Annotated in this window: 20 protein-coding genes; 15 read left to right on the forward strand and 5 right to left on the reverse strand. The window is 67.4% G+C overall.

Annotated elements, in window-relative coordinates; translation table 11 throughout:
- Positions 1-2 precede the first annotated feature (2 nt).
- The 3 genes from HNP55_RS05460 to HNP55_RS05470 all read left to right on the forward strand — a co-directional run bounded on the left by HNP55_RS05460 (position 3) and on the right by HNP55_RS05470 (position 4,515).
- Complete coding sequence (locus tag HNP55_RS05460) at positions 3-716, forward strand: autoinducer binding domain-containing protein (protein ID WP_184297002.1); 714 nt, start codon at positions 3-5, stop codon at positions 714-716.
- Positions 717-1,149: 433 nt separating this feature from the next.
- On the forward strand, positions 1,150-3,426 hold the full coding sequence (locus HNP55_RS05465) for a carbohydrate binding family 9 domain-containing protein (protein ID WP_221439476.1): 2,277 nt from the start codon (positions 1,150-1,152) through the stop codon (positions 3,424-3,426).
- A gap of 54 nt (positions 3,427-3,480) precedes the next feature.
- Entirely contained in the window at positions 3,481-4,515 is a 1,035-nt protein-coding gene (locus tag HNP55_RS05470; RefSeq protein ID WP_184297006.1) for a hypothetical protein, read from the forward strand.
- Between the two features lie 73 nt (positions 4,516-4,588).
- On the opposite strand, the gene HNP55_RS05475 is transcribed toward HNP55_RS05470, so the two are convergent.
- Complete coding sequence (locus tag HNP55_RS05475; protein WP_184297008.1) at positions 4,589-5,059, reverse strand: RNA recognition motif domain-containing protein; 471 nt, start codon at positions 5,057-5,059, stop codon at positions 4,589-4,591.
- A 259-nt stretch (positions 5,060-5,318) separates the two neighbouring features.
- Between HNP55_RS05475 and HNP55_RS05480 the strand changes: the two genes are divergently transcribed.
- Together HNP55_RS05480 and HNP55_RS05485 are read left to right on the forward strand one after the other, a co-directional pair.
- The gene (locus tag HNP55_RS05480) at positions 5,319-6,263 is read left to right on the forward strand and encodes a hypothetical protein (protein WP_184297010.1); all 945 of its coding nucleotides are present in this window, start codon (positions 5,319-5,321) and stop codon (positions 6,261-6,263) included.
- Positions 6,263-7,033: a helical backbone metal receptor gene (locus HNP55_RS05485; protein ID WP_184297012.1), complete on the forward strand. Its 771-nt coding sequence runs from the start codon at positions 6,263-6,265 to the stop codon at positions 7,031-7,033. The genes HNP55_RS05480 and HNP55_RS05485 overlap by 1 nt, the downstream gene beginning before the upstream one ends.
- On the opposite strand, the gene HNP55_RS05490 is transcribed toward HNP55_RS05485, so the two are convergent.
- Positions 7,006-7,890 carry a DMT family transporter gene (locus tag HNP55_RS05490; RefSeq protein ID WP_184297014.1) on the reverse strand — a complete coding sequence of 295 codons (885 nt, stop codon included), beginning with the start codon at positions 7,888-7,890 and terminating at the stop codon, positions 7,006-7,008. The two genes, HNP55_RS05485 and HNP55_RS05490, sit on opposite strands and share 28 nt — an antisense overlap.
- 81 nt (positions 7,891-7,971) lie before the next feature.
- On the opposite strand from HNP55_RS05490, the gene HNP55_RS05495 reads away from it, so the two are divergent.
- Genes HNP55_RS05495 through creD form a run of 5 tightly spaced genes read left to right on the forward strand, consistent with a single transcriptional unit; the run spans position 7,972 to position 13,500 of the window.
- The gene (locus HNP55_RS05495; RefSeq protein WP_184297016.1) at positions 7,972-9,306 is read left to right on the forward strand and encodes a PLP-dependent aminotransferase family protein; all 1,335 of its coding nucleotides are present in this window, start codon (positions 7,972-7,974) and stop codon (positions 9,304-9,306) included.
- A 16-nt stretch (positions 9,307-9,322) separates the two neighbouring features.
- Positions 9,323-9,961 (forward strand): MarC family protein, encoded by a 639-nt coding sequence (locus tag HNP55_RS05500; protein WP_184297018.1) that lies wholly within the window; start codon positions 9,323-9,325, stop codon positions 9,959-9,961.
- A 4-nt stretch (positions 9,962-9,965) separates the two neighbouring features.
- Positions 9,966-10,640, forward strand: coding sequence for a two-component system response regulator CreB (creB, locus tag HNP55_RS05505; protein WP_184297020.1), 675 nt, complete (start codon positions 9,966-9,968; stop codon positions 10,638-10,640).
- Between the two features lies 1 nt (position 10,641).
- Positions 10,642-12,099, forward strand: coding sequence for a two-component system sensor histidine kinase CreC (creC, locus tag HNP55_RS05510; RefSeq protein ID WP_184297022.1), 1,458 nt, complete (start codon positions 10,642-10,644; stop codon positions 12,097-12,099).
- Positions 12,100-12,156: 57 nt separating this feature from the next.
- Positions 12,157-13,500 carry a cell envelope integrity protein CreD gene (gene creD, locus HNP55_RS05515; protein WP_184297024.1) on the forward strand — a complete coding sequence of 448 codons (1,344 nt, stop codon included), beginning with the start codon at positions 12,157-12,159 and terminating at the stop codon, positions 13,498-13,500.
- Between the two features lie 17 nt (positions 13,501-13,517).
- Here creD and HNP55_RS05520 read toward each other — a convergent pair whose 3' ends face one another.
- Positions 13,518-14,309 (reverse strand): spondin domain-containing protein, encoded by a 792-nt coding sequence (locus HNP55_RS05520; protein ID WP_184297026.1) that lies wholly within the window; start codon positions 14,307-14,309, stop codon positions 13,518-13,520.
- 178 nt (positions 14,310-14,487) lie between these two features.
- On the opposite strand from HNP55_RS05520, the gene HNP55_RS05525 reads away from it, so the two are divergent.
- The 5 genes from HNP55_RS05525 (at position 14,488) to HNP55_RS05545 (ending at position 20,895) form a co-directional block, all read left to right on the forward strand.
- Positions 14,488-15,234, forward strand: coding sequence for a response regulator transcription factor (locus HNP55_RS05525; RefSeq protein WP_184297028.1), 747 nt, complete (start codon positions 14,488-14,490; stop codon positions 15,232-15,234).
- The gene (locus tag HNP55_RS05530) at positions 15,231-16,745 is read left to right on the forward strand and encodes a sensor histidine kinase (protein ID WP_184297030.1); all 1,515 of its coding nucleotides are present in this window, start codon (positions 15,231-15,233) and stop codon (positions 16,743-16,745) included. The genes HNP55_RS05525 and HNP55_RS05530 overlap by 4 nt, the downstream gene beginning before the upstream one ends.
- A gap of 35 nt (positions 16,746-16,780) precedes the next feature.
- Positions 16,781-18,436, forward strand: coding sequence for a GMC family oxidoreductase (locus HNP55_RS05535; protein ID WP_184297032.1), 1,656 nt, complete (start codon positions 16,781-16,783; stop codon positions 18,434-18,436).
- Between the two features lie 102 nt (positions 18,437-18,538).
- Positions 18,539-20,110 carry an oligopeptide:H+ symporter gene (locus tag HNP55_RS05540; RefSeq protein WP_184297034.1) on the forward strand — a complete coding sequence of 524 codons (1,572 nt, stop codon included), beginning with the start codon at positions 18,539-18,541 and terminating at the stop codon, positions 20,108-20,110.
- 146 nt (positions 20,111-20,256) lie between these two features.
- Positions 20,257-20,895 carry a PEP-CTERM sorting domain-containing protein gene (locus HNP55_RS05545; protein WP_184297036.1) on the forward strand — a complete coding sequence of 213 codons (639 nt, stop codon included), beginning with the start codon at positions 20,257-20,259 and terminating at the stop codon, positions 20,893-20,895.
- 93 nt (positions 20,896-20,988) lie between these two features.
- On the opposite strand, the gene HNP55_RS05550 is transcribed toward HNP55_RS05545, so the two are convergent.
- Both HNP55_RS05550 and HNP55_RS05555 read right to left on the reverse strand, forming a co-directional pair.
- On the reverse strand, positions 20,989-22,185 hold the full coding sequence (locus HNP55_RS05550; protein WP_184297038.1) for a sensor histidine kinase: 1,197 nt from the start codon (positions 22,183-22,185) through the stop codon (positions 20,989-20,991).
- On the reverse strand, positions 22,175-22,762 hold the full coding sequence (locus HNP55_RS05555) for a response regulator (protein WP_184297040.1): 588 nt from the start codon (positions 22,760-22,762) through the stop codon (positions 22,175-22,177). Before HNP55_RS05555 ends, HNP55_RS05550 begins: the two co-directional genes overlap by 11 nt.
- Positions 22,763-22,837 lie beyond the last annotated feature (75 nt).

Here is a 22,837-nt window from a genome sequence, read left to right on the forward strand (position 1 = left end):
CGATGAAGGGCTGGCAACTCAGCCAGCTGCGCCTGGTGCGCGCGGCCGAGACCCAGGATGAGGCCTTTGTGGCCTTGCTGCCCGAGGTGCAGGCCCTGGGCTTTGAGTACTGCTCCTTCGGCATGAAGTCGCCCGTGCCCCTGGCCGCGCCGCGGGTGGTCTGGTGCAGCAATTACCCGCCCGCTTGGCAGGCCCGTTATGTGGAGCAGGGCTTTCTCAATAGCGACCCCATCGTGCAGCGCGGCCTGATGAGCGATGAGGCCTTCATCTGGTCGGACGCGCTCTTCGTCAGCAACCCCCGGCTCTATGCCGAGGCGCAGAGCTTCGGCCTGCGCTATGCCTGGTGCCAGCCGCGCCGCGATATGCGCGGCATGTCCAGCCTGTTCAGCGTGGTGCGCGGCGGCCCGGCCCTGGAGGCCGAGGAATTGGCGGCCAAGATCGAACGCCTGCAGTGGCTGTCCTATCTCTGCCACGAGGCCATGGCCAAGGTCTGGGTGAAGGCCTTGCAAGGCGATCTGGCGCTAGGGCTGAGCGAGCGTGAGCTCGAGGTGCTGCGCTGGACCTGCGACGGCAAGACCTCGTCCGAGACGGCCCAGATCATGGGTGTCGCCGAGGCCACGGTGAACTTCCACACCCGCAATGCCTGCAGCAAGCTGGGCGCCAGCAACAAGACCGCCGCGGCCGTCCGCGCCGCCGTGCTGGGCCTTTTCCACTGAGTATTGCGCCAACTGCTGGTGCGCCGCCGCCGGCAGCGGCACCGGCGGGTCGATCAAGGCCAAAAGCAGGGCGCTCGCCAGCGCGCTGCAGAGCGCAGCGGCGTGGAAGGGGGTGGCGGCCTGCAGATTCGACATGATGGGCCGAATGCTAGGGACAAAGCCCGGCTTTGGCAGCTAGCAGACTTGCTAGGCCCGCCGCCGATGCATGGCCGGGCCAGGCCGTCAAGGGCTACTTTTGGGGGGTGAGTTGTCGGGGTGGCACAGGCTGTCAGAACTGACAGGGCGCTGGCCCGTGCTGCCGCGCCAGAATCGGCCGTGGGGATAAATCCGGCCCCAGGAGGGACGAGGAAGGCGGCGCCAACAGGGTCGCTAGCGCGTCCCGTGAACTTGCAGTCTTGCGCCAACCTGCCCGATGAGACAAAGAACAACAAGCTTGGGCCTGGCCCTGTCCCTGAGTTGCAGCCTGATCTGGGCGGCCGATCTGCGTGCCCTGTCCGTGGCGCCGCAGGACGTGGTGCCGCAGATCGACGGGCGCCTGGACGAGGCGGTCTGGCAGCGTGCGCCGGTCTACGACCAGTTTGTGCAGTTCCAGCCCGAGGACAAAAAACCGGCGGCCTGGCGCACCACGGTCCAGGTGCTGCTGACGCAGGACGCGCTGGTTATCGGCATCCGTGCCTATGACCCGGCGCCGGAGCTGATTCGCGCGCCCCTGAAGCGCCGTGACACCGTGGCGCGTGATCAGGACTTTGTCTCCGTGGTGCTGGACCCGGTGGGCCAGCGCCGTTCGGCCCAGTTTGCCCGCGTCAGCGCGGCCGGCGTGATCGGCGATGGCATGTTCACGGCCGAGGATGATGTCGAGGACTTTGCGCCCGACTTCGAGATCGAGGCCGCCGCCCAGCGCCTGCCCGATGGCTATAGCGTGGAACTGCGCTGGCCTTTCGCGGCCCTGCGCTATCCCTATAGCGCCGGCCTGCCCTGGCGCATGATGGTGGTGCGCAATATCCCGCGGCAGGAGGCCAGCACCCTCAATGTCAGCGCCCCGCTGACCAAGGACGCCCTGAGCTTTATTGCCGAGTTGCAGGTGCTGGGCGGTCTGGATGAGTTGCAGCAGCAGGTGCGGGATCGGTCTTTTTTCAGCGTGCGGCCCGAGTTGACGGCGCGCCGCCGCGAGGACAGCCAGGCCGGCCAGCCCGACAGCCGCCAGCGTGAATTCAATATTGGTGGCGAGCTGAAATGGCGGCCCCGTGCAGACTGGGTCATAGACGCCGTCATCAACCCCGATTTCTCCCAGGTCGAGCTGGACACCCCGCAACTCGCGGGCAATACCCGTTTTGCGCTCAGCCTGCAGGAGAAGCGTCCCTTCTTTCTGGAAAGCACCGATGTGGTGGGCCAGACCAAGGCCGACGACGAGGGGCAGAACCAGAGCCTGGCGGCGTTCTACTCGCGCGCCATCACCGATCCCGACTGGGGTTTGCGCGCCACCTGGCGCGGCACGACGGCGGACGCCACAGCTCTGAGCCTGCGCGATGCGGGCGGGGGTCAGGTCTTGCGTGCCCACGCTTTTTCCACCGACAGCTATGTGCAGCCGGCCCAATCCCTGGCCAGCTTCGCGCGCGGCCGCATGCAATGGGCGGGGCTGAATCTGGGCCTGCTGCTGTCGGACCGCAACTATGGCGGCGGGCAATTCAACCGGGTGCTGGGTTCGGATCTGTCCTGGTCGGCCAGCGACAGCGATTTGCTGCGCGGCCACCTGCTGGTGTCCAGCACCAAGACCAGTATGGATGCGGAGGATGGCGTGGCGGCGGCCGAGCAGGGCCACCGCGTCTGGTTGGGATGGCGCCATCGCAGCGAAGACTGGAGCAGCCAGCTCAATTACGAAGACGTCGGCCCGCGCTTTGCCAATGACAACGGCTTTGTCAGCCAGGCCGGCTACCGGCGCGCCAGCCTGAGCCTGCACCGGCGGCTGGCCACCAAGAGCCTGGCGCCCTTGGGGGAGTGGTCACGCTTCCCGACCTATGAGCTGGAATGGACGCTCAAGCTGGCCCAGGCCCAGACCTTGCGGGACGCCAGCCAGGACGTGCCCGGTGGCGAGCTGATCGAGCGTCGTGTGCAGCCGGGTTTCTGGATCGCCACGGCGCGCAACACGGGCATCTGGGGGCATTTGGGCCTGGACCAGTTGCGCGCCAAATCGGGCGGCAACCTGCATTCGCCGCGCACCCTGACGCTGGGTTTCGAGTCCAACCCGCATGACATCCTCAGCTTTGTCACGGCCGAGCTGGAGTGGGGGCGCCGCCTGGATGTGGAGGCCGACCGGCTGGGGACGGGGGCCAATCTGTGGCTCTTGGCCAAGCTGCGCATTCCCGTGCCCTGGGGCCTGGGGCTGGAGCTGGAGCAGCAGTGGAGCGAGGGTTATGTGTCCGCACCCCAGGGCGGGCGCAGCTTCACCGACAGCTATCGCCAGACGCTGCTGGTGCTGCATCTGAACGCACGCAATTCAATCCGGCTGATCAGCCAGGACACGTATTTCCAGCGCCGCGAGGAAGCGAGCCTGGCCGCGATGCAGGCGAGCACCGCTCGCCGGTCCCTGATGTACCAGTACCGGCAGGGGCTGTCGCGCATCTTCAGCCTGGGCTTGAACCGGGCCGACGCCGGCCCCGGCGGCCTCAGCCATGGCACCGAGCTCTTCGCCAAGGCGCAGATGGCTTGGTAGCTGGGTTCTTGGCGCTGCTGTGCGGCCCAGTTCGCCCGCATCAGCGCGGCCGGGGTGCTGGCCGACGGGCTGATCCTGGCCGCCGACGATGCGGTGGACTACTCGCCCGATTTCGAGCTGCAGGCGGCCGCCCAGCGGCTGCCCGGCAACACTCGCTACGCGCTGAGCCTGCCCGAGAAGCGCGCCTTTTTTCTGGAGAGCGGCGATGTGCTGGGGCAAAGCCTGGTCGATGGCAATGCCCACACCCTGGCGGCCTTTTACTCACGCGCCATCACCGACCCCGACTGGGGCCTGCGCGCCACCTGGCGCCATCTCGGCGAGGACTGGAGCAATCAGTGGGATCTCGAGGAGGTCAGCCCCGGCTTTGCCCACGACAACGGCTTCGTCAGCCAGGCCGGCTATCGCCGCCTGACGGCGCATCTGGCCAGGCGCGCGCCGGGGCGGGACTGGGCACCGCTGGGTGAGTGGTCGCGCTTGCCGCTCTACGAGCTGGAGTGGCAGCTGCTGCTGCAGCAATCCGAGACCCTGAGCGACGCGGTTCGCACCCTGCCAGGCGGTGAGTGGATAGACCGCAAGCTGCAACCCGGCTTCAGGTTTGCCCCCGCGCGCAATAGCGAGGTCTGGGGCCATCTGGGCCTGGATTCCTTGCGCGCCCACAGCGGTGGCCGCCTGGATGTGGCGGCCGACCGTCTGGGGCGCGGCGCCAATCTCATGCTCGAAGCCCAGTTGCGCATACCCCTGCCGCGGGGTTTGGGCTTGGAATGGGAGCAGCGTTGGGGCGAGGGTTTTGTGGCCGCGCCGCAGGGCGGACGCAGCTTGACGGATCGCAATCGTCAAACTCTGCTAATTCTCCATTTAAGCGCACAGGATTCGGTCCGCCTGATTCATCAGGCCACTTATTTCGAACGGCGCGCCGAATTGGGACTATTTCCCGACGCGGAGAAAACCCGTCATCGTTCCCTGGTATATCAACACCGCGACGGGCTTGAGCGGGTGTTCAGCCTGGGCCTGAGCCGGGCCGATGAAGCGCCGGCGCAGGCGCGTGGCACCGAGCTGTTTGCCAAGGCGCTGCTGGCCTGGCAGCGCTGAACAAGAGGGTCAGCCCAGACGTGAAAAAGGCGCCCTAGGGCGCCTTTCAATCGCTGTGCGAGCAGGGGGCTGATCAATAGCCGCCGCCACCCGAACGGCCACCGCCGTAGCCGCCACCGCCGCCCGAACGGCCACCGCCGCCGTAGCCGCCACCACCACCGCCGAAGCCGCCGCCACCCGAACGGCCACCGCCGCCGTAGCCGCCACCACCGCCGCCGAAGCCGCCGCCACCCGAGCGACCGCCGCCGAAGCCGCCGCCACCCGAACGACCGCCGCCGAAGCCGCCCGGACGCTCTTCACGAGGGCGAGCCTCGTTCACGACGATGGCGCGACCGTCCAGGTCTTGACCATTCATGCCGTTGATGGCCGATTGTGCTTCTGCATCAGAGCCCATTTCCACGAAGCCAAAGCCCTTGGAACGACCTGTGTCACGGTCCATCATGACCTTTGCGGAGGTCACCGAACCAAATTGCGCGAACGCTTCGTGCAGCGAGTCATCACGCACGCTATAGGCAAGATTGCCGACGTAAAGCTTGTTTCCCATGGGGAAGCCCTTTCAATACCAAGAAATACCATGTGGAGCTTCAGCCCATCGTGAACCATTCAAGCGAAGGTGCGGCTTCCAAACACAGGTAAAACATTATGGGCGAAGGGTCTAGTACTAGGTAAAGCTGGGGGGAGAAGTGTTGTTTTTCTGAGTCTAGAAGAAACCCTGGGGGGCTTGTGCGTGCGAATCGTGGATTAGGTATTTGCAAAATGCCCTGCTGCCGCTCTTTGGGGACTGCTGGCTATGATTCCCGCCCATGTCTCCAAGAAAACTCAGTCTGCAAGACTTGAACCGGGTGCTGGCCAGCCTGGACGCCCCTCGCAACGGCCAAGCCCTCTACGCCTTGCTGAGTGCTTTTTGCCTGGCGGGTCTGATGCTGGCCTCGGCCGAGTCCGCCCTGGCCAAGGCCAATGCCTTGACCGGCGGCATCTGGGCCGCGGCCGCCTTGGTGGCGGCCTTTCTGGGCCTCAACACCACCGGCCTGTTGCTGATGGACCAGGCGCGGGGCCGGCCGGTGCGCGATCTGGTCGAGGCCTTCCAGGCCTCGCTGCGCTGTGCGCCCAAGGTTTTGCTCTGCTTGTTGCTGATGCTGGCCCTGGTCGGCCTGGGCGTGGGGGCCTTGCTGGCCCTGCTGTGGGCGGTGCGTCTGCCCTGGCTGGGCGTGCCCTTGTTCGCCCTGCTGGTGCCCCTGGGCGTGGTGTTTCTGGGCCTGGTCACTTTTGCCTCGGTCGTGTTGGTGGGGCCTTTGACGGGGCCCTCGATCTGGACCGGCCATGGCGTGTTGGAAACCCTGCGCATGCTTTTGAACCAGCTGCGCCGCGGCCCGCTGGAGGCGGCGGCGCTGATGGCGGCGGCCCTGCTCGTCTCCGGCCTGGTCAGTGCCGCGGTCAGTCTGGTGGTGATGAGCGGTGGGCGGGCCTGGTCCCTGCTGGTGGTCTGGCTGACCGGCATCGATGTGCCGGCCCAGCAATTGATGGCCGGCCTGTTCGGCTACGGCCTGCGCAGCCTGGGTGCGGCCGGTGCGCCGGTGGCCGCCACGCCGCTGGGCATGGCGGCCCTGGTGGGCGGCGGCACGGTGTTCGCCGTCGCCCTGGTGCTGCCCACCCTGGTTTATCTGCGCGGCTGCTGTGCCGTCTTTCTGGTGCTGCAAGATGCCCAGAACGAGGAGCGCGCCCGCGCCGGTGAGAGCCGCTTGCTGTGATGTCGGCGCCCCGCATCGCCAGCCTGGTGCCCAGCATCACCGAGTTGCTGATCGCACTCGGCTTGGGGCCGAATCTTGTGGCACGCACCGGTTTTTGCATCCACCCCGCCGCGGCCCTGGCCGACGTGCCCAAGGTGGGCGGCACCAAGGACGTGAACCTGGCCAAGCTGCGCCGCCTGGCACCCAGCCATGTGATCGTCAATGTGGACGAGAACCGGCTGGAGACGGTGCAGGCCTTGCGCGAATTCGTGCCGCATATCGTCGTCACCCACCCGCAAGGGCCCGAGGACAACCAGGTCTTGCTGGCGCAGCTGCTGGCGCTGTTTGCCGAACAGCCGGGCGTGGCCGAGGCGGTGACGCGCCTGCAGGCCGAGCTGGGCCAGGCCCTGGCGCGCTGCGCTGCTGAGGCCTGGCCGGCGCAGCGGGTGCTGTATCTGATCTGGCGCCAGCCCTGGATGACGGTGGCGCGCGACACTTATATCGCCCGCATGCTGGCCCAGGTCGGTTGGCAGAGCTGGCCCGAGCTCTGCGGCGGCGAGTCCGGCGCCGCCCGCTACCCGGTGCTGCGCGGCGATGAGGCCTGGCTGGGCCGGATCGACCGGGTCTTGCTCAGCTCCGAACCCTATCGCTTTGACGCCAGCCATCTGGCCGAGGCTCAGGCCCTGTGTCCGCAGGCGCGGGTGCAGCTGGTGGATGGCGAACTGCTCAGCTGGTATGGCCCGCGGGCGGCGGCCGGCCTGGACTATCTGCGCGGACTCGCTTCGGCTTGAGCGGCGCGCCTGGCCCCGGCCACGCAGAACAGGACGGCGCCGGTGACCAGCAACATGCCGGGGCTCACCGGCTCGTGCAAGAGCCAGGCCGCCAGGCCCAGCCCCATCAAGGGCTGCAGCAATTGCAGCTGGCCCACGGCGGCGATGCCGCCTTGGGCCAGGCCGCGGTACCAGAAGACAAAACCGATCAGCATGCTGAACAGCGAGACATAGGCCAGGCCCAGCCAGGCCGGTGCCTGCACCTGCGCCAGCGTCGGCGGGCGTTGCAAGAAGGCCAGGCCCAGCATCAGGGGCAGGGCCAGCAGCAGCGCCCAGCAGATCACCTGCCAGCCGCCCAGGCTGCGCGAGAGCTTGGCGCCCTCCGCATAGCCCAGGCCGCAAACAAGGATGGCGGCCAGCATCAGGCCGTCACCCCGGAGCGAGGCCGACAAGCCCTGGGACAGGGCGAAGCCCGCGATCAGCAGGCTGCCCAGCAGGGCGTAGCGCCAGAAGGCCGGCCGCGGCCGCTCGCCACCCCGCCAGACGCCGAAGGCCGCCGTGGCCAGGGGCAGCAGGCCCAGGAAAACAATCGAGTGCGCCGCGCTGACCTCGCGCAAGGCCAGGGCGCTCAGCAAGGGGAAGCCCAGCACCACGCCCAGGGCAACGACCAGCAAGCCCCGCCACTGCTTGCCGGCCGGGCGTTGCTGCCTGAACAAGAGCAGCAGCACCAAGGCCAGCAAGCCGGCAATGCTGGCCCGCGCCGCGGTCAGGAACAGGGGCTCGAAACCCTGCACCGCAAGCCGGGTGGCGGGCAGTGAGCCGCTGAAGATGAAGACCCCGATCAATCCGTTCAGCCAGCCGCCGCGACTCTTGTCCATGGTTTGAAATCCCGAGTGAAGGCGGCCAGCCTAGGGCCGGGACTCAATACAATCAAATCATTGTCATGGATACATCAAGACATGGCTCAGGCGCGCTACAAGACTCTGGTCGACCGTTTTGCCGAGGACATCCGCTCGGGCCGCCTGGCGCCGGGCACGCGCCTGCCCACGCACAGGCAGTTGGCGGCCCGCGAGGGCCTGGCGCTGGTGACGGCCAGCCGTGTGTATGCCGAGCTGGCCGCCATGGGCTTGCTCAGCGGTGAGACGGGTCGGGGGACCTTCGTCAAGCAGATCGCCCTGCCGCGTGGCCTGGGGCTGGACCTGATGGCCGCCGCCGCCGATGTGCTGGACCTGAACTTCAACTACCCCTCCCTGCCCGGCCAGGCCGAGCTGCTGCGCAGCGCCCTGCGCCGTCTGGCGCGCGGCGGCGATCTGGAGGCCTTGCTGCGCTACCAGCCTCACGGCGGCCATGCACGCGAGCGCGCCATCGTGGCAGGCCATCTGCGGCGCCGGGGCTTGGCGGTCGATGGCGCCCGGCTGATGCTGGTGGACGGCGCCCAACATGGCTTGAGCACCACGCTGATGGCCTTGCTGAAGCCGGGCGATGTGGTCGCGGTGGATGCCCTGAGCTATCCCGGCTTCAAGCTGATCGCCGAGACCCTGCATCTGGAGTTGCTGCCCCTGCCCGCGGCGGGGCAGGGGCCCGATCTGGAGGCCTTGGCCCAGCTGTGCAAGCGCCGCAAGCTGCGCGCCATCTACACCATGCCCACCTTGCACAACCCCTTGGGCTGGGTGATGAGCTTGCAGCGCCGCCACGAACTGGTCGAGCTGGCGCGCCGTTACGGGCTGCTCATTCTTGAAGACGGGGCTTATGCCTATCTGGTCGACAAGGCACCGCCGCCGCTGGCGGCCCTGGCCCCGGAGCTGACGGTTTACATCAGCGGCTTCTCCAAAAACCTGGCCGCCGGCTTGCGGGTCGGCTATGTGGTGGCACCGCTGGCCTGGGTGCCCCGGATCGAGCGCGTCATCCGCGCCAGCACCTGGGCCACGCCCGGCCTGACGACGGCGCTGACCTGCGCCTGGTTGGAGGACGGCACGGTGGACCGGCTGGAGGCCGAGAAGCGCCGCGACGCCAAGCTGCGCCAAAGCCTGGCGGCCAAGCTCCTCGGCGCCTGGCCGCGCATCGCGCACCCGAACTCCTATTTCGTCTGGCTGCCTTTGCCGGAGGAAATGCGTGCCGACCAGATCGCCGCCGAACTGCTGGCGGCGCGGGTGTCGGTGTCCACGGCAGAGCCTTTCGCCACCGGCGCGCAAGTCCCGCACGCGCTTCGCCTGGCCCTGGGCTCGGTGGACCTGCCCAGCTTGCGCCAAGGCTTGCTGCGAGTCGACCAGGCGCTGCAGGCCCGCAGTTTTTAGCCCCACAATCTCGCCCATGGATATTTACAAACCCCTGGTCGCCCTGCTGACCATCGTGAATCCGATCGGCGTCGTGCCCTTCTTCATTCACTTCACCAGCCATCTGACCCGGGAGCAGCGCAAGCACACCATCGTGGTCAGCAGCTTCACCGCCTTTGTGGTCATAGGCCTGAGCTCGCTGCTGGGGCTCAAGCTGCTGGAGTTCTTCAATATCTCGCTGGCCAGCTTCCAGGTGGGTGGCGGCACCTTGCTCTTGATCAGCTCCATCCAGATGCTCAGCGCCAAGCCGGTGGAATCGGGGGCCGAGGTGGTGAACACCGCCGAAAGCAAGGCCGATGCCGGCGCCAGCATCGCCGTCGTGCCCCTGACCATCCCCTTGCTGACCGGCCCGGCCACCATCTCGACCATGGTGATCTATGCCGAGAAGACCCGTCACTGGTGGGAGTTAGCGGTGCTGGTGGGCTATGGCGTGGTGGTGGGCGTGTTCACCTATCTTGTCTTCTCCGCCGCCGGCCGCATCGCCAAGGCCCTGGGCAGCACCGGCATCAATATCATGACCCGGCTGATGGGCCTGATCCTCGCCGCCCTGGCCGTGGAGCTGCTGGCCGATGGTTTGATGAAGCTGTTTCCGGTCTTGGGCTCGCACCTGGGCTGAGGTGGTGGTGGCCCGCATCCTGCTGCTGGAAGACGACCCCGCCATCGCCCACACCCTGTGCTTTGCGCTGGAGCGTGAGGGCTTTGCGGTCGAGCACAAAAGCTGGCTGCACGAGGCGCGCAGCAGCCTGGCGGCCAGTCCGCCCGATCTGGCCCTGCTGGACCTGGGCCTGCCCGATGGCAATGGCCTGGATCTCTGCCGCGAGCTGCGCCAGCAAGGCAGTCGCCTGCCGCTGCTGATTCTGAGCGCCCGCGCCGAGGAATGGGACCGGGTGCTGGGCCTGGAGCTGGGTGCCGACGACTACCTGGCCAAGCCCTTCAGCCCGCGCGAGCTGGTGGCGCGGGTGCGCGCCCTGCTGCGCCGTGCCGGGCCCGCGCAAACCAAGCAGGCAGCAGGCTTTGTGCTCGAAGCCGATGGTCTGCAAGTGCGCTTTCGGGGTCAGGTCTTGCCCCTGACCCGGCGCGAGCTGGGTCTTTTGCGCCATCTGCTGGCCGCGCCCTCGCGCATCCACAGCCGCGAGGCCTTGCTGGACGCCGTCTGGGGCCAGTCGGCCGAGAGCCTGGACCGCACGGTCGACACCCATATCAAAACCCTGCGCGCCAAGCTGCGTGCCGCCGCCCCCGAGCTGGACCCGATACGCACCCATCGTGGCCTGGGCTATTCCATCGAATTGTCTTGAGATGAAGCTGGGCCTGCGCCTTTTTCTGGCCTTCTTCCTGATCGCGGGTCTGAGTGCGTTTTTCATCCTGCGGGTGATCCTGGCCGAGGTCAAACCCAGTGTGCGCGAGGTGATGGAAGACCTGATGGTGGATAGCGCCAATGTGCTGGCCGTGCTGGCGGTGGACGAGCTGCAAGCCCATGCCCAGGGCAGCGGACCGCCCCTGGCGGACAGCCGCCTGGCCCAGCAGCTGCGTGAGTACGCCCAGCGTCCGGTGGACGCGCAGATCTGGGGCCTGCGCAAGCAAAGCCTGGACTTCCGCATCTACCTCACCGACGCCAAGGGTCAGGTCTTGCTCGACACCGGCGAGCGGCCCGCCGTCGGCCAGGACTATTCGCGCTGGCGCGATGTGGCCCTGGCCTTGCGCGGCGAGTACGGCGCCCGCACCAGCCGCACGGTGCAGAACGATGACAGCAGCCATGTCATGTATGTGGCCGCCCCGGTGCACGCGCCTGGCAGGGGCGAGTTGCTGGGTGTGCTGACGGTGGCCAAGCCCCTGGCCACGGTGCAGCGCTTCATCGACCGGGCCGAGCAGCGCATCTTGTTTGCGGGCCTGTTCTTGCTGGGCCTGTCCCTGCTGATCGGCGTGGCCGTGACGGCCTGGCTGGTGCTGACGGTGCGGCGCCTGCGCGACTATGCCCAGCAGGTGCAGGCCGGCGGCCAGCGCCAGGCTGTGCCGCAGGTGAGCGGCGAGCTGGGCGAGCTGGCCCAGGCCATGGACGCCATGCGCGCCCGCCTGGAGGGGCGCGAACATATCGAGCAAACCGTGCGGGCCCTGACCCATGAGTTGAAAAGCCCGCTGGCCGCCCTGCGCGGCGCCGGCGAGCTGCTGCAGGAGGAGCTGGCCGCGCCCGACCGCCAGCGCTTTGCCAGCCAGGTGGTGGAGCAGAGCGAGCGCCTGCGCGAGCTGGTGGACCGGATGCTGGAGCTCTCCAAGCTGGAGCTGCAAAGCGCGCCGGCCCACCCGGAGCGGGTGCAGCTGGAGGCGCTGCTGCAGCGCGTGCTGGCGCGCGCCGAGCCGCGCCTGAGCCAGCGCGGTCTGCGCCTGCAATGGCTGCAGCGCGAGGCCATCGCCCTGCAGGCCGACCCCGAGCAGCTGGAGCTGGCCCTGTCCAATCTGCTGGGCAATGCGCTGGACTTCGCGCCGCCCGGCTCTGCTCTTGAGCTGCGTCTCTGGCGCGAGCCCGGCCGCGCCTGCTTCTCCCTGCGCGACCAGGGCCCCGGCGTGCCGGCTCTAGTGTGGGCGCAGCTGGGCCAGCGCTTCTTCTCCACCCCCAGGCCCGACGGCGGCGGCAAGGGCTCGGGTCTGGGCCTGGCCATCGCCCGCCAGGTCGCCTTGCTGCACGGCGGCGGCCTGCGCTTCGAGGCGGCCGAGCCTGGTTTGCGCGTGATCTTCACCCTGGCTTCACACAGCACCTAATGCCCTCACCCGGCGATGCCAGACTGCAGCTCTTCCAATATGACGAGGAGTGTGGAAATGGTGAAACCTTGGGTGAGCAAGCTGCTGATCCTGGCGGCCGTGGGCTTTTTGCTGTCCCTGGTGCTGCTGCGCATAGGCTGGCTGGTGGACGAACGCCAGGGCCGCCAGGCCGAGGCCGTGCAGGGGGTGGAGGAGTCGCTGGCCGGGGCCCAGACCCTGATAGGCCCGCTGCTGTTCCGTACCTGCGTCGAGACCTGGGAAGAGAGCCAGGGCGAGGGCAAGGAGCGCCGCCTGGTGAGCGAAAAGCGCGAATTCATCCTCAGCCGTGTGCCCCGTGTTCTGCAGGTGGGCGGCCAGCTCGATCACGAGGCGCGCTACCGCGGCCTCTTCAAGGTCAATGCCTATGCCGGTCGCCTGCAGCTGGACGCGCAATGGGCCTCGCTGGACGGCCTGACGGCCAGGCCCGAGCACAAGGGCGGGCAGATCAGCTGCGGCGGCTACCGCGTGATGCTGGCCACCTCGGATGTGCGCGGCCTGCGCGGCGTGGAGCTGCGCCGGGGCGAGCAAAGCCTGAGCGTGTTGCCGGGCACCCAGTACCCCAGTTACCGCAAGGGCCTGCATGCCGAGCTGGGTGAGCTGAACCCGGCCGACATCACGGCCAAGACGCCGCTGGCCCTGCGCCTGCAGCTGGATCTGGTGGGCACGCAGCGCTTCGCCCTGGTGCCGGCCGCCCAGTCCACCCGTTTGGACCTGCGGTCCAACTGGCCCCATCCGAGTTTTGGCGGCCGCTTCCTGCCCAATCAGCGTGAGGTGGGTGAGCAGGGCTTCACGGCGCATTGGCAGGTCTCCGAGCTGGCCTCCACGGCCGCCCAAGCGGTGCAACAGGCCGAGTCGGCCGAGAAGCTGGAGCATCTGGGCTTCGAGATGCTGGACCCGGTCAACCCCTATGTGATGAGCGACCGCGCCATCAAATACGGCCTGATGTTCATCCTGCTCACCTTCACCTGCGTAGGCATGGTGGAGCTGCTGTCGGGCCGCCGTGTGCACCCGGTGCAATACCTGCTGGTGGGCCTGGCCATGAGTGTGTTCTTCCTGCTGCTCCTGAGTCTGTCCGAGCATCTGAGCTTTGCCGCTTCCTATGCCAGCGCGGCCGCTGCGGCCCTGGCCTTGCTGAGCTTTTACGGCGCCCACATCCTGGGCGGCTGGCGGCGCGGCCTGGGCTTTGGGGCGGCGCTGGGCCTGCTGTACGGCGCGCTGTATGCGCTCTTGCAGCAGGAGCAGGCGGCCTTGCTGCTGGGCTCGCTGCTGCTCTTCGGCGTGCTGGCCGCGGTGATGGTGCTGACGCGCAAGCTGGACTGGTACAGCCTGGCCCTGCCGAACGAGCCGGCGGCCAGCCGCTGAGTGCCGGCCGCCCGGCTTCAGGCCTTGCTTTGGCGGCGGCGCACGATGCCGCCCATCAGCAGCAGGCCGGCCGCCAGCAAGGCATAGCTCTGCGGCTCGGGCACGGCGGCGGCGCTGAAGGAGATGCGGTAGACGTCTTGGTCGTAGCTCAGTCCGCTGTGGAAGACGTAGCCGGCGCCCGTCGTCAGGCCGTTGAAGCCGGCCAGTTCGGCGAAGTTGAAATTGACCACGCCGTGCTGATCGCTGCGCAGGCTGTTATTGCCCACAAAGGCCGCTGCTGCAGGGTCAAACACCTCGGAGCCGGCGTCCCAGATCTGCCGGGCCTTTTGCGTGATGGACGAGATCTGCAGATGGCCCGCGCTGTCGAACAGCCGGTACTGGGTGGGCGAGTCGTTGCCGATGAAGAAATCGTTGCTGGGCACGACCATGCTGGCGAAGGTGAAGAAGGGGTTGCTCGCCGTGTCCACCATGAAGCTCTGGGTCTGCGTCTGGCCGGCCAGCAGCAGGCCGCCCACGGTGCCGCGCGTGGCGCCGGGGTCGGCCAGGGCGAAAGCGGCCTGCCAGGCGCCGCCCTGGCCGCCCTCGGCCACCGACTGGATGGCGGTGTTGGCGCTCTGGCCCAGATTGAAGGCGTCGAAGCTGCCGCTGTGAAAGCCCAGATGCAAAGGGGCGAAGGCGATGCCATTGGCGGGCACCAGGTTTTGCACCGTGACCTGCACTTGCACGGTGGCGGCCTGAGTGGTGGCGGCCAGACCCAGCAGGGCCAAGGTGGCGCCCAGGCGCCCGAGTTTGATCGATGAATATCGCATGGGAGTCTCTCTGTTAGCTTGTGGAGGGATGACCGGCTGGCAGCGCGGTCATCGCATGCTAGGAAGCGGGGCCGCGCCAGATATCACCGTTTGCTAACGCAGGATTAAATGTTTGCTGCCGATGGGGCCGTGAGAATTTGGTGAACATTTGGCCGGCACTTCGCGTTCCAATGCGGGCATGCCATTGCCTGCCCCTACTTCCGCCCTGGCCGAGGCCAGGTCCGGTCCGCGCCGCCTGCTGGTGCTGGAGGACGAACCCGATATCGCCGCCCTGCTGCATCTGCACCTGAGCGAGCTGCCGGCCGAGGTGGTCTGCGTGGCCGATGGCCGCGAGGGCCTGCGGCGCGCGCTGGAGGGCGGGCCCTGGGACGCCCTGGTGCTGGATCTGCGCCTGCCCGGCCTGGGCGGGCTGGAGGTCTGCCGCGAGCTGCGGGAGCGGGGCCAGCGTCTGCCCATCCTGATGCTGACGGCGCGCGGCTCCGAATTGGACCGGGTGCTGGGCCTGGAGCTGGGCGCCGACGACTACCTCAGCAAACCCTTCAGCATCCTGGAGCTGCAGGCCCGCATCCGTGCCCTGCTGCGTCGGGTCGCCCATGCCGGGGCGCTTGTCGCCGCCGCCACCCCGCAGGCGTCGGAGCAGATCCGCAGCGGCGCCCTGCTGATCCACCGCGGCCAACGCCAGGCCTGGCTGGGCGAGGCCGAGCTGGTGCTGACGCCGCGCGAGTTCGACCTGCTTTGGCACTTTGCCAGCCAGCCCAAGAAAGCCTTCAGCCGCGCCGAGCTGCTCGATCAAGTCTGGGGTTATGGCCACGACGGCTATGACCACACGGTCAACACCCATATCAACCGCCTGCGCAACAAGCTGGGCCTGGGCTTCATCCACACCGTCTGGGGGATTGGTTATCGCTTCGAGGCGAAGGAATGAACCCCCGCCTGCCCTGGCATGCCCGCCTGGATCTGCGCTTGGCCCTGGTCGTGGTGGTGGTGCTGACCCTGCTGTGCGCGGTCTTGCTGAGCTGGCAGGGCCGCCAGGCGCAGCGCCGTTTTGATGCCTACGAGCAGTGGCAGAACTTCAAGCTGGCGCGTTACATCGCCGACAGGCAGCCGCAAGCCATGGTGGACGGGCAAGGCCGTATCCGGCCCGGCGCCCTGGCCGACACGGCCATGTACATCACCATGATCCACCCGGCGCTGGAAGCCTATCTGCTGGACGCGCAAGGCCGCATCGTCCAGCACAGCCTGCCGGCGCCGGGGCCGGCCCTGAGGCGGGTGGACCTGGACCGGGTGCACAGCCTGATCATGGCCAGCCCACCCAAGGCTCTGCCGGTCTACGGGGATGACCCGCGGCGGCCGGGGCAGCTGAATCTGGTTTCCGTCGCCGCCCTGCCCAGTGAGGGCAATCCGCAGGGCTATTTGTATGTGGTCTTGCGGGGCGCGGCGGCCGGCTCCTTGCAGGCCGAGGCCGCGGGCCAGGCCAGCCTGGGGCCGGCCTGGGGCCTGACCCTGGGCGCCCTGGCCTTGGCCGGGCTTTGCATTGTGGGCGTGCAAATGAGCATCACGCGCCGCCTGCGCCGCCTGGTGAATCAGATGCAAGCCTTTCGCCAGGCCGATGGCGCCCAATTCCTGCCAGCCGAGGCCGGGCAGGACGAGATCGCCTTGGTGGCCAGCGCCGCCGAGCGGCTGCAGCAGCGGGTGCAAGAGCAGTTCCGCCGGCTCGAGGACAGCGAGCGCCTGCGCCGCGAGCTGGTCAGCAATATCACCCACGATTTGCACACCCCCCTGGCCAATGTGCAGGGCTATATCGAAACCTTGCTGCTGCGGGGCGAAGGCCTGTCCGCCCAGACCCGTGAGCAATACCTGCGCATCGTCTTGCAGCACTGCGTGCGCCTGGGCCGGCGGGTGGCCGAGCTGTTTGAACTCGCGCGCCTGGAGTCCGGCCAGGCGCAGGCGCAGTTCGAGCCTTTTTGCATGGCCGATCTGCTCAACGATGTCGTCCAAAGCCATCAGCTCGTGGCCAGCCAAGCGGGGGTGAACCTGTGCATCGCTGCGGATATCGAGGCGCCGGCGCGGGAGGCCCTGGTGCTGGCCGATATCCGCCTGATCGAGCGGGTGCTGCAGAACCTGGTCGACAACGCCTTGCGGCATACGGCGGCCGGCGGCCGTGTGGAACTGGCGGTGCAGCTGGCGGGGGCGCGGCTCATCGTGCGCGTGCGCGACAACGGCCAAGGCATTGCCGGCGAAGACCTGCCGCATATTTTTGAGCGCTACTGGAGCACCCGCGAGGGCCGGGATGCGCGCCCCTTGCCGGCCCAGAGCGCGGGCCTGGGCCTGGCCATCGTCCAGCGCATTCTGGCCCTGCATGGCAGCCATGCCGAGGTGCAATCCAGCCTCGGCCAGGGGAGCGAATTCAGCTTCGCCTTGCCCTGCCCTCGGTAGGAACGCCCTTGTTCTTGTAAGCCGCCTGCGTCAGCATGGCCGCCATGAGCTTTGACTACATCATCGTGGGGGCCGGCACGGCCGGTTGTTTGCTGGCCAATCGTCTGTCGGCCGATCCCGCCAAGCGGGTGCTGTTGCTGGAGGCCGGCGGGCGGGACGACTATCACTGGATCCATATTCCGGTCGGCTATCTCTACTGCATCGGCAATCCGCGTACCGACTGGTTGTTCAAGACCGAGCCGGACGCGGGCCTGAACGGCCGCAGCCTGCGCTACCCGCGCGGCAAGGTGCTGGGTGGCTGCTCCAGCATCAACGGCATGATTTATATGCGCGGCCAGGCGCGCGACTACGAGGCCTGGGCCGAGGCCACGGCCGACCCCGCCTGGCGCTGGAACGAGTGCCTGCCCCACTTCATCAGGCACGAGAACCACTGGCGCCTGGACAAGGGCCAGACCGCCTCGGCCGCCTTTCGCGCCCTGCACGGCCATGGCGGCGAATGGCGGGTGGAAAAGCAGCGTCTGCGCTGGGATGTGCTGGACGCTTTTGCCGCCGCCGCGCAAGAGGCCGGCATCCCGGCCCTTGATGATTTCAATGGCGGCACGAATGAGGGCGTGGGCTATTTCGAGGTCAACCAGAAAAGCGGCTGGCGCTGGAACACGGCCAAGGCTTTCCTGCGCCCGCTCTGCTACGGCCGCCCGAATTTCGAGTTATGGACCGGCGCCCAGGTGCAGCGACTGACGCTGAGCCGCGAGTCCGGCGCCCTGCAATGCACGGGGGCCGAGGTGGCCACGCCGCGTGGCCTGCAGACCGTTACGCTGAATCCGGGCGGCGAGCTGCTGCTGGCGGCCGGCGCCATCGGCTCGCCGCAGCTTCTGCAGCTCTCGGGCCTAGGCCCGGCCGGCTTGCTGGCCCGCCATGGCATTGCCCTGCAGCAGGAGTTGCCCGGAGTCGGCGCTAACTTGCAAGATCATCTGCAGATCCGTGCCGTCTTCAAGGTGGAGGGCGCCAAGACGCTCAACACCATGGCCAACACCTTGCTTGGCAAGGCCAGAATCGGCCTGGAATACGCCTTCACGCGCAGCGGCCCCATGAGCATGGCGCCCTCGCAGCTGGGCGCCTTCACCCGCAGCTCGCCCGACAAGCGCTGGCCCGATCTGGAATACCACGTCCAGCCGCTGTCGCTGGAGGCTTTTGGCGAGCCCCTGCACAGCTTCAATGCCATCACCGCCAGCGTCTGCAATCTGAACCCGACGAGCCGGGGCACGGTGCAGATACGCTCGGCCGACGCTGCCGAGGCCCCGGCCATTGCGCCCAACTACCTCAGCACGGCCGAGGACCGCCGGGTCGCCGCCGAGAGCCTGCGCCTGACCCGCCGCATCGTCGCCCAGCCCGCGTTTGCCGCCTACCGGCCGCAGGAATACAAACCGGGCCTGCAGTTCCAGAGCGATGAAGAGTTAGCCCGCCTGGCCGGCGATATCGCCACCACCATCTTCCACCCGGTGGGCACATGCAAGATGGGCCGGGCCGACGACACCATGGCCGTGGTGGACAGCCATTTGCGCGTGCGCGGCGTGGCCGGCCTGCGCGTGGTGGACGCCAGCGTGATGCCCACCATCACCAGCGGCAACACCAACTCGCCGACCCTGATGATTGCGGAGCGGGCGGCGAGTTGGATTCTGGCGGGGGAGTAGCAGACGGATCGCAGGGCTAGAATTCACGCGCTCGGCCTCGCAACATCTGCGGGGCCTTTTCTTTTCCGTCCGATAAGAACTTTCAGAACAAGGATGCCTGCCATGCAGCAAGTCCCGGTCAAGTCCTCCGACAAAGCGGCCACCCCCAAGATGCCGGGGCAGATCCCCTACATCATCGCCAGCGAGGGTTGCGAGCGCTTCAGCTTCTACGGCATGCGCAATATCCTGACGGTGTTCCTGATGACCAGCTTGCTGATGTCCATGCCCGAGCCGCTGCGTGCGGGCATGGCCAAGGAGGTCTTCCACACCTTTGTCATCGGCGTCTACTTCTTCCCCTTGCTGGGCGGCTGGCTGGCGGACCGCTATTTCGGCAAGTTCAACACCGTGCTGTGGCTGAGCCTGGTGTATTGCGCCGGCCATGCCTGCCTGGCGATCTTCGAGCACAGCCGCAACGGTTTCTTCTTCGGCCTGTTTTTGATCGCCCTGGGTTCGGGCGGCATCAAGCCCCTGGTCAGCTCCTTCATCGGCGATCAGTTCGACCAGAGCAATCGCTCGCTGGCGCAGAAAGTCTTTGACGGCTTTTACTGGATCATCAATTTCGGCAGCTTCTTTGCCTCGCTGCTGATGCCCATCTTCCTGAAGCAGTTCGGCGCCAGCGTCGCCTTCGGCATCCCCGGCATCCTGATGTTCATCGCCACCCTGCTGTTCTGGGCCGGCCGCAAAAAGTATGTGATCGTGCCGCCGGCGGCCAAGAACCCGCATGGCTTCCTGAGTGTGGTGCGCACGGCCTTGCTGGCCGAGGCACCGGGCCAGGGCCGTGGTGGCTTGTTCCTGGCCTGCGCCGGTGGGGTGCTGGCGCTGGGCTCCATGTTCTTGATCCCCGGCATCAGCATCGTCGCGGCCCTGTGCCTGGCCCTGGTCTTTGTGCTGGGCTTTGGCGGCGTGGGGGCCTGGATGCAGCTGGAGCGTGCCCGCGGCATCCATCCCGATGAGGCGGTGGACGGCGTGCGCGCCGTGCTGCGCCTGCTGGTCTTGTTCGCCCTGGTCACGCCCTTCTGGTCCTTGTTCGACCAAAAGGCCTCGACCTGGGTCTTGCAGGCCGACCAGATGACAAAGCCCGAGTGGTTCCAGTCCTCCATGATGCAGTCGCTCAACCCGGCCCTGGTGATGATCCTGATCCCCTTCAACAACTTCGTGCTCTACCCCCTGCTGGGGCGTATGGGCCTGGAGCTGACGGCGCTGCGTCGCATGGGGGCGGGGATTGCCTTTTCCGGCCTGGCCTGGATCGTCGTGGGTTTGATGCAGCTCTCGCTCGACGAGGGCAACACCCTGTCCATCACCTGGCAGATCCTGCCCTATGCCTTGCTGACCTTTGGCGAGGTGCTGGTCTCCGCCACCGGCCTGGAGTTCGCCTACAGCCAGGCGCCCCTGGCCATGAAGGGGGTGATCATGAGCTTCTGGAGCTTGTCGGTCACCATCGGCAATCTGTGGGTGCTGCTGGCCAACTCCAGCGTCAAGAGCGCGGCGGTGAGCGAGCAGATCAAACAGACCGGCATCAGCGTCACCGGCTTCCAGATGTTCTTCTTTGCCGGCTTTGCATTGCTGGCCGCTCTGCTATTCGCACTGTATGCGCGGACCTATAAACTGCAGAACAACTATCGGCAGGCGGGCTGATGGCCGGGCCGGGTGGCCAGACTGTGGTTTTCATCCCTAGGGATTTCCATTGCCACCTAAACGCGGGATTGCGAGATTAGGCCTTGTTTGGGAAAGTACGGAGGCCGAGGCAATTTCACGCCTCTAATACTGGGGTAGAGAAGACAATGAAAACGAATATGTACCGGGTGGGAGCAGTGGCAGCTTTGGTCTGCGCCGCACAGGCACCAGCGTTTGCCGCTTCGGCATTGAACGAAACTTTTGAAAGCGGTCTGAGTGGCTGGACGGACCGCAATCCGGGCAACCCGGAATCCGTCCTGGTGGCCGACCCGCTGAATGCCGGCAACAAGGTGCTGAGCTTCACCCGCTTGGGCGCCGCCGGCAGCATTCTGTCGAATGACTTTGTTTACTCCTCCAACGGCAAGTTCACCCTGACCTTCGATTACCTGGGCACACCGGGCAAGGGCGGCGTGGCCGGCAATCTGGGTGGTTTTCTGGGCGCCAGCTCCAATTCCTTCCTGAGCGGCGGTGAAATGTGGTTGGCCGGCACCGGCAACTACGGCACGGCCATCAAGCTGATCGATGACGGCGCCTGGCACTCCTACACCCTGACCTTCCAGTCCACCATCGGCCAGAATCTGCGCCTGAAGCTGGAAGACTTTGATGCCGCAGGTGGCGTGGCTGGTGATGCGTATTTCGACAATATCCGTCTGGTTTCCGCCGTGCCGGAACCCTCTTCGGTGGCCATGGCTTTGGTCGGCCTGATGGGTTTGGTCGTGGCGCGTCGCCGCCCCCGGAACGTCTGAGCCTAAGCTTAGGCAGCATCCACAAGCAAAAAGGGCCGTCTTTGACGGCCCTTTTTTCTTTGCTCCCATCTGCCGCAAGGAGGGCGGCTTGCGTCAGAAGCTCAGCACAAAAGCCGCCCCGCCTTCCAGCGGCCGCACATGGCGCACCCGGCCGCCCATGCCATGCACCAACTGGCGCACCACGGCCAGGCCTATGCCTTGACCGCCGTCAATAGCTTCCCGGGCGCTGAAAAAGGGCAGAAAGATCTGCCGCTCCAGCCCGGCCGGCACGCCGGGGCCGTTGTCGCGCACCGTGATCTGCAGGCGCCCGCCGCGGCCCTGGCGGGCCTGCACCCACAGGCGGGGCAGGGCCAGATCGGCGGTGGCCTGGGCGGCGTTTTGCAGCAGGGCCAGCAGGGCTTGCTCCAGTTGAGCTTCGTCGGCCAGCAGCCGCAAGCTGGGTGAGGTCAGCTCGAAGCTGGCCCTGCCGCCACGCGCGGCCCAGGCGGGTGCCGTCGCCTGCTGCAGGCGCTGGAAGAAGTCTTGCAGGGCCAGGGGCGCCATCCTGGGCGCCGGCCATTGGCTGACGCGGCGGTAGTTGCGCACAAAGCGGGACAAGCCCTCGCTGCGATGCGCGATGCCGGCCAGCGCCGTGCGCAGATCGCCCTCGTTGCCGGCGCTGGCCGGCTCATCCAAAAGCATCAAGGCCGTCTGGCTGAGGCTTTTGATGGGGGTGAGCGAGTTCATGATCTCGTGCGTCAGGATCTGCACCAGCTGTTGCCAGGCCTGCAGGGATTCGCTCTCCAGCTCGTTCTCCAGCGGCACCAGCACCAGCAGGGTCTGGACCTGGCTGTCCAGCGTCAGCTGTTGGCGCTGCAGCTGCCAGCGTTCGCTGCCGCGTTCGGTGTCGAGCAGCACGGGGCCGCTGCTGCTGGCGCCGGCCAGCAGGGCGTGCAGCGCGGCCTTGTCGCGCACACCGCCGGGCGCGCCGAGTCGGCGAGCGCGGTTGGAAAGCGCCTGCAGGCCTTGCTCGCCCAGCCGCCAGGCGGCCACCGGCAGATGCTCCAGCTGTGCCTGCAGGGCGATCAGCTGATGAGCTTGCCCGGCGGGCGGCGGCGGCTCGCCGATCAGCGTGGCAGGCCGGGCGGGTTTGCGCCCCGTCAGGCCCAGGGCCAGACCCAGCAGGCCCAGCAGCAGGGCGACGCTGAACAGCCGGGCCGAGCCCGGCCCGGCCAGGCTCGCCTGCCCCAGCGCGCCGGCCGCCAGCAAAAGCGCGGCCGCAAGCAGCTGCCGCAAGGCTTCATAAACCATGTTTGTCCAGGCGTCGGTACAGGGCCGCTCTTGAGAGTCCCAGCAGGCGCGCCGCGGCGCTCAGATTGCCCTCGGCCTCGGCCATGGCCTGGCTCAGGGCGGCCCGCTCCTGCACGGCCAGGGAGCGGGCAGGCTTGGCATGGGCGGTGTTGAGTTTGGCAACAGGCTCGGCGCTTGCCGAGCCCGCGCGGGCTTTCTGCAAGGCCTCCTGGCAGGTGGCAATCAATCGAATATTGTCCCAGGGCTTGGTGATGAAGTCGAAGGCGCCCGCCTTCAGCGCCCGGATCGCCAGCTCCAGCTCGGCATAGGCCGTCATCACCACCACCACCGGTGGCTGCGGCCGCGCCAGCACCTCGGCCAGCAGGCGCATGCCTTGGGCGCCGTCGCTGCGGCCGGGACCGAAGTTGAGGTCCAGCAGCAGCAGGGCCGGCTTGCAGCGGTCCAGTGCCGTAGCCAGCTCGGCCGGCCGGCGCAGCAGCTGCAGGGGCGCCACCCGGCGTTGCAGCAGCAGCTGGGCGGCCAGGCCCACATCGGGGTCGTCGTCCAGCAGAAGAATGGAGGGGGAGCTGTCGTTCACGGCTCGCATCTTCGCCTCAAAACAGGCGCGCGCGCCAGGGCCCTGTCCGGAAGCGGACAGGGGGCTTGGCGGCGT

The sequence above is a fragment of the Roseateles oligotrophus genome, from assembly GCF_014204525.1.
GTDB classification, from domain to species: domain Bacteria; phylum Pseudomonadota; class Gammaproteobacteria; order Burkholderiales; family Burkholderiaceae_C; genus Paucibacter_A; species Paucibacter_A oligotrophus_A.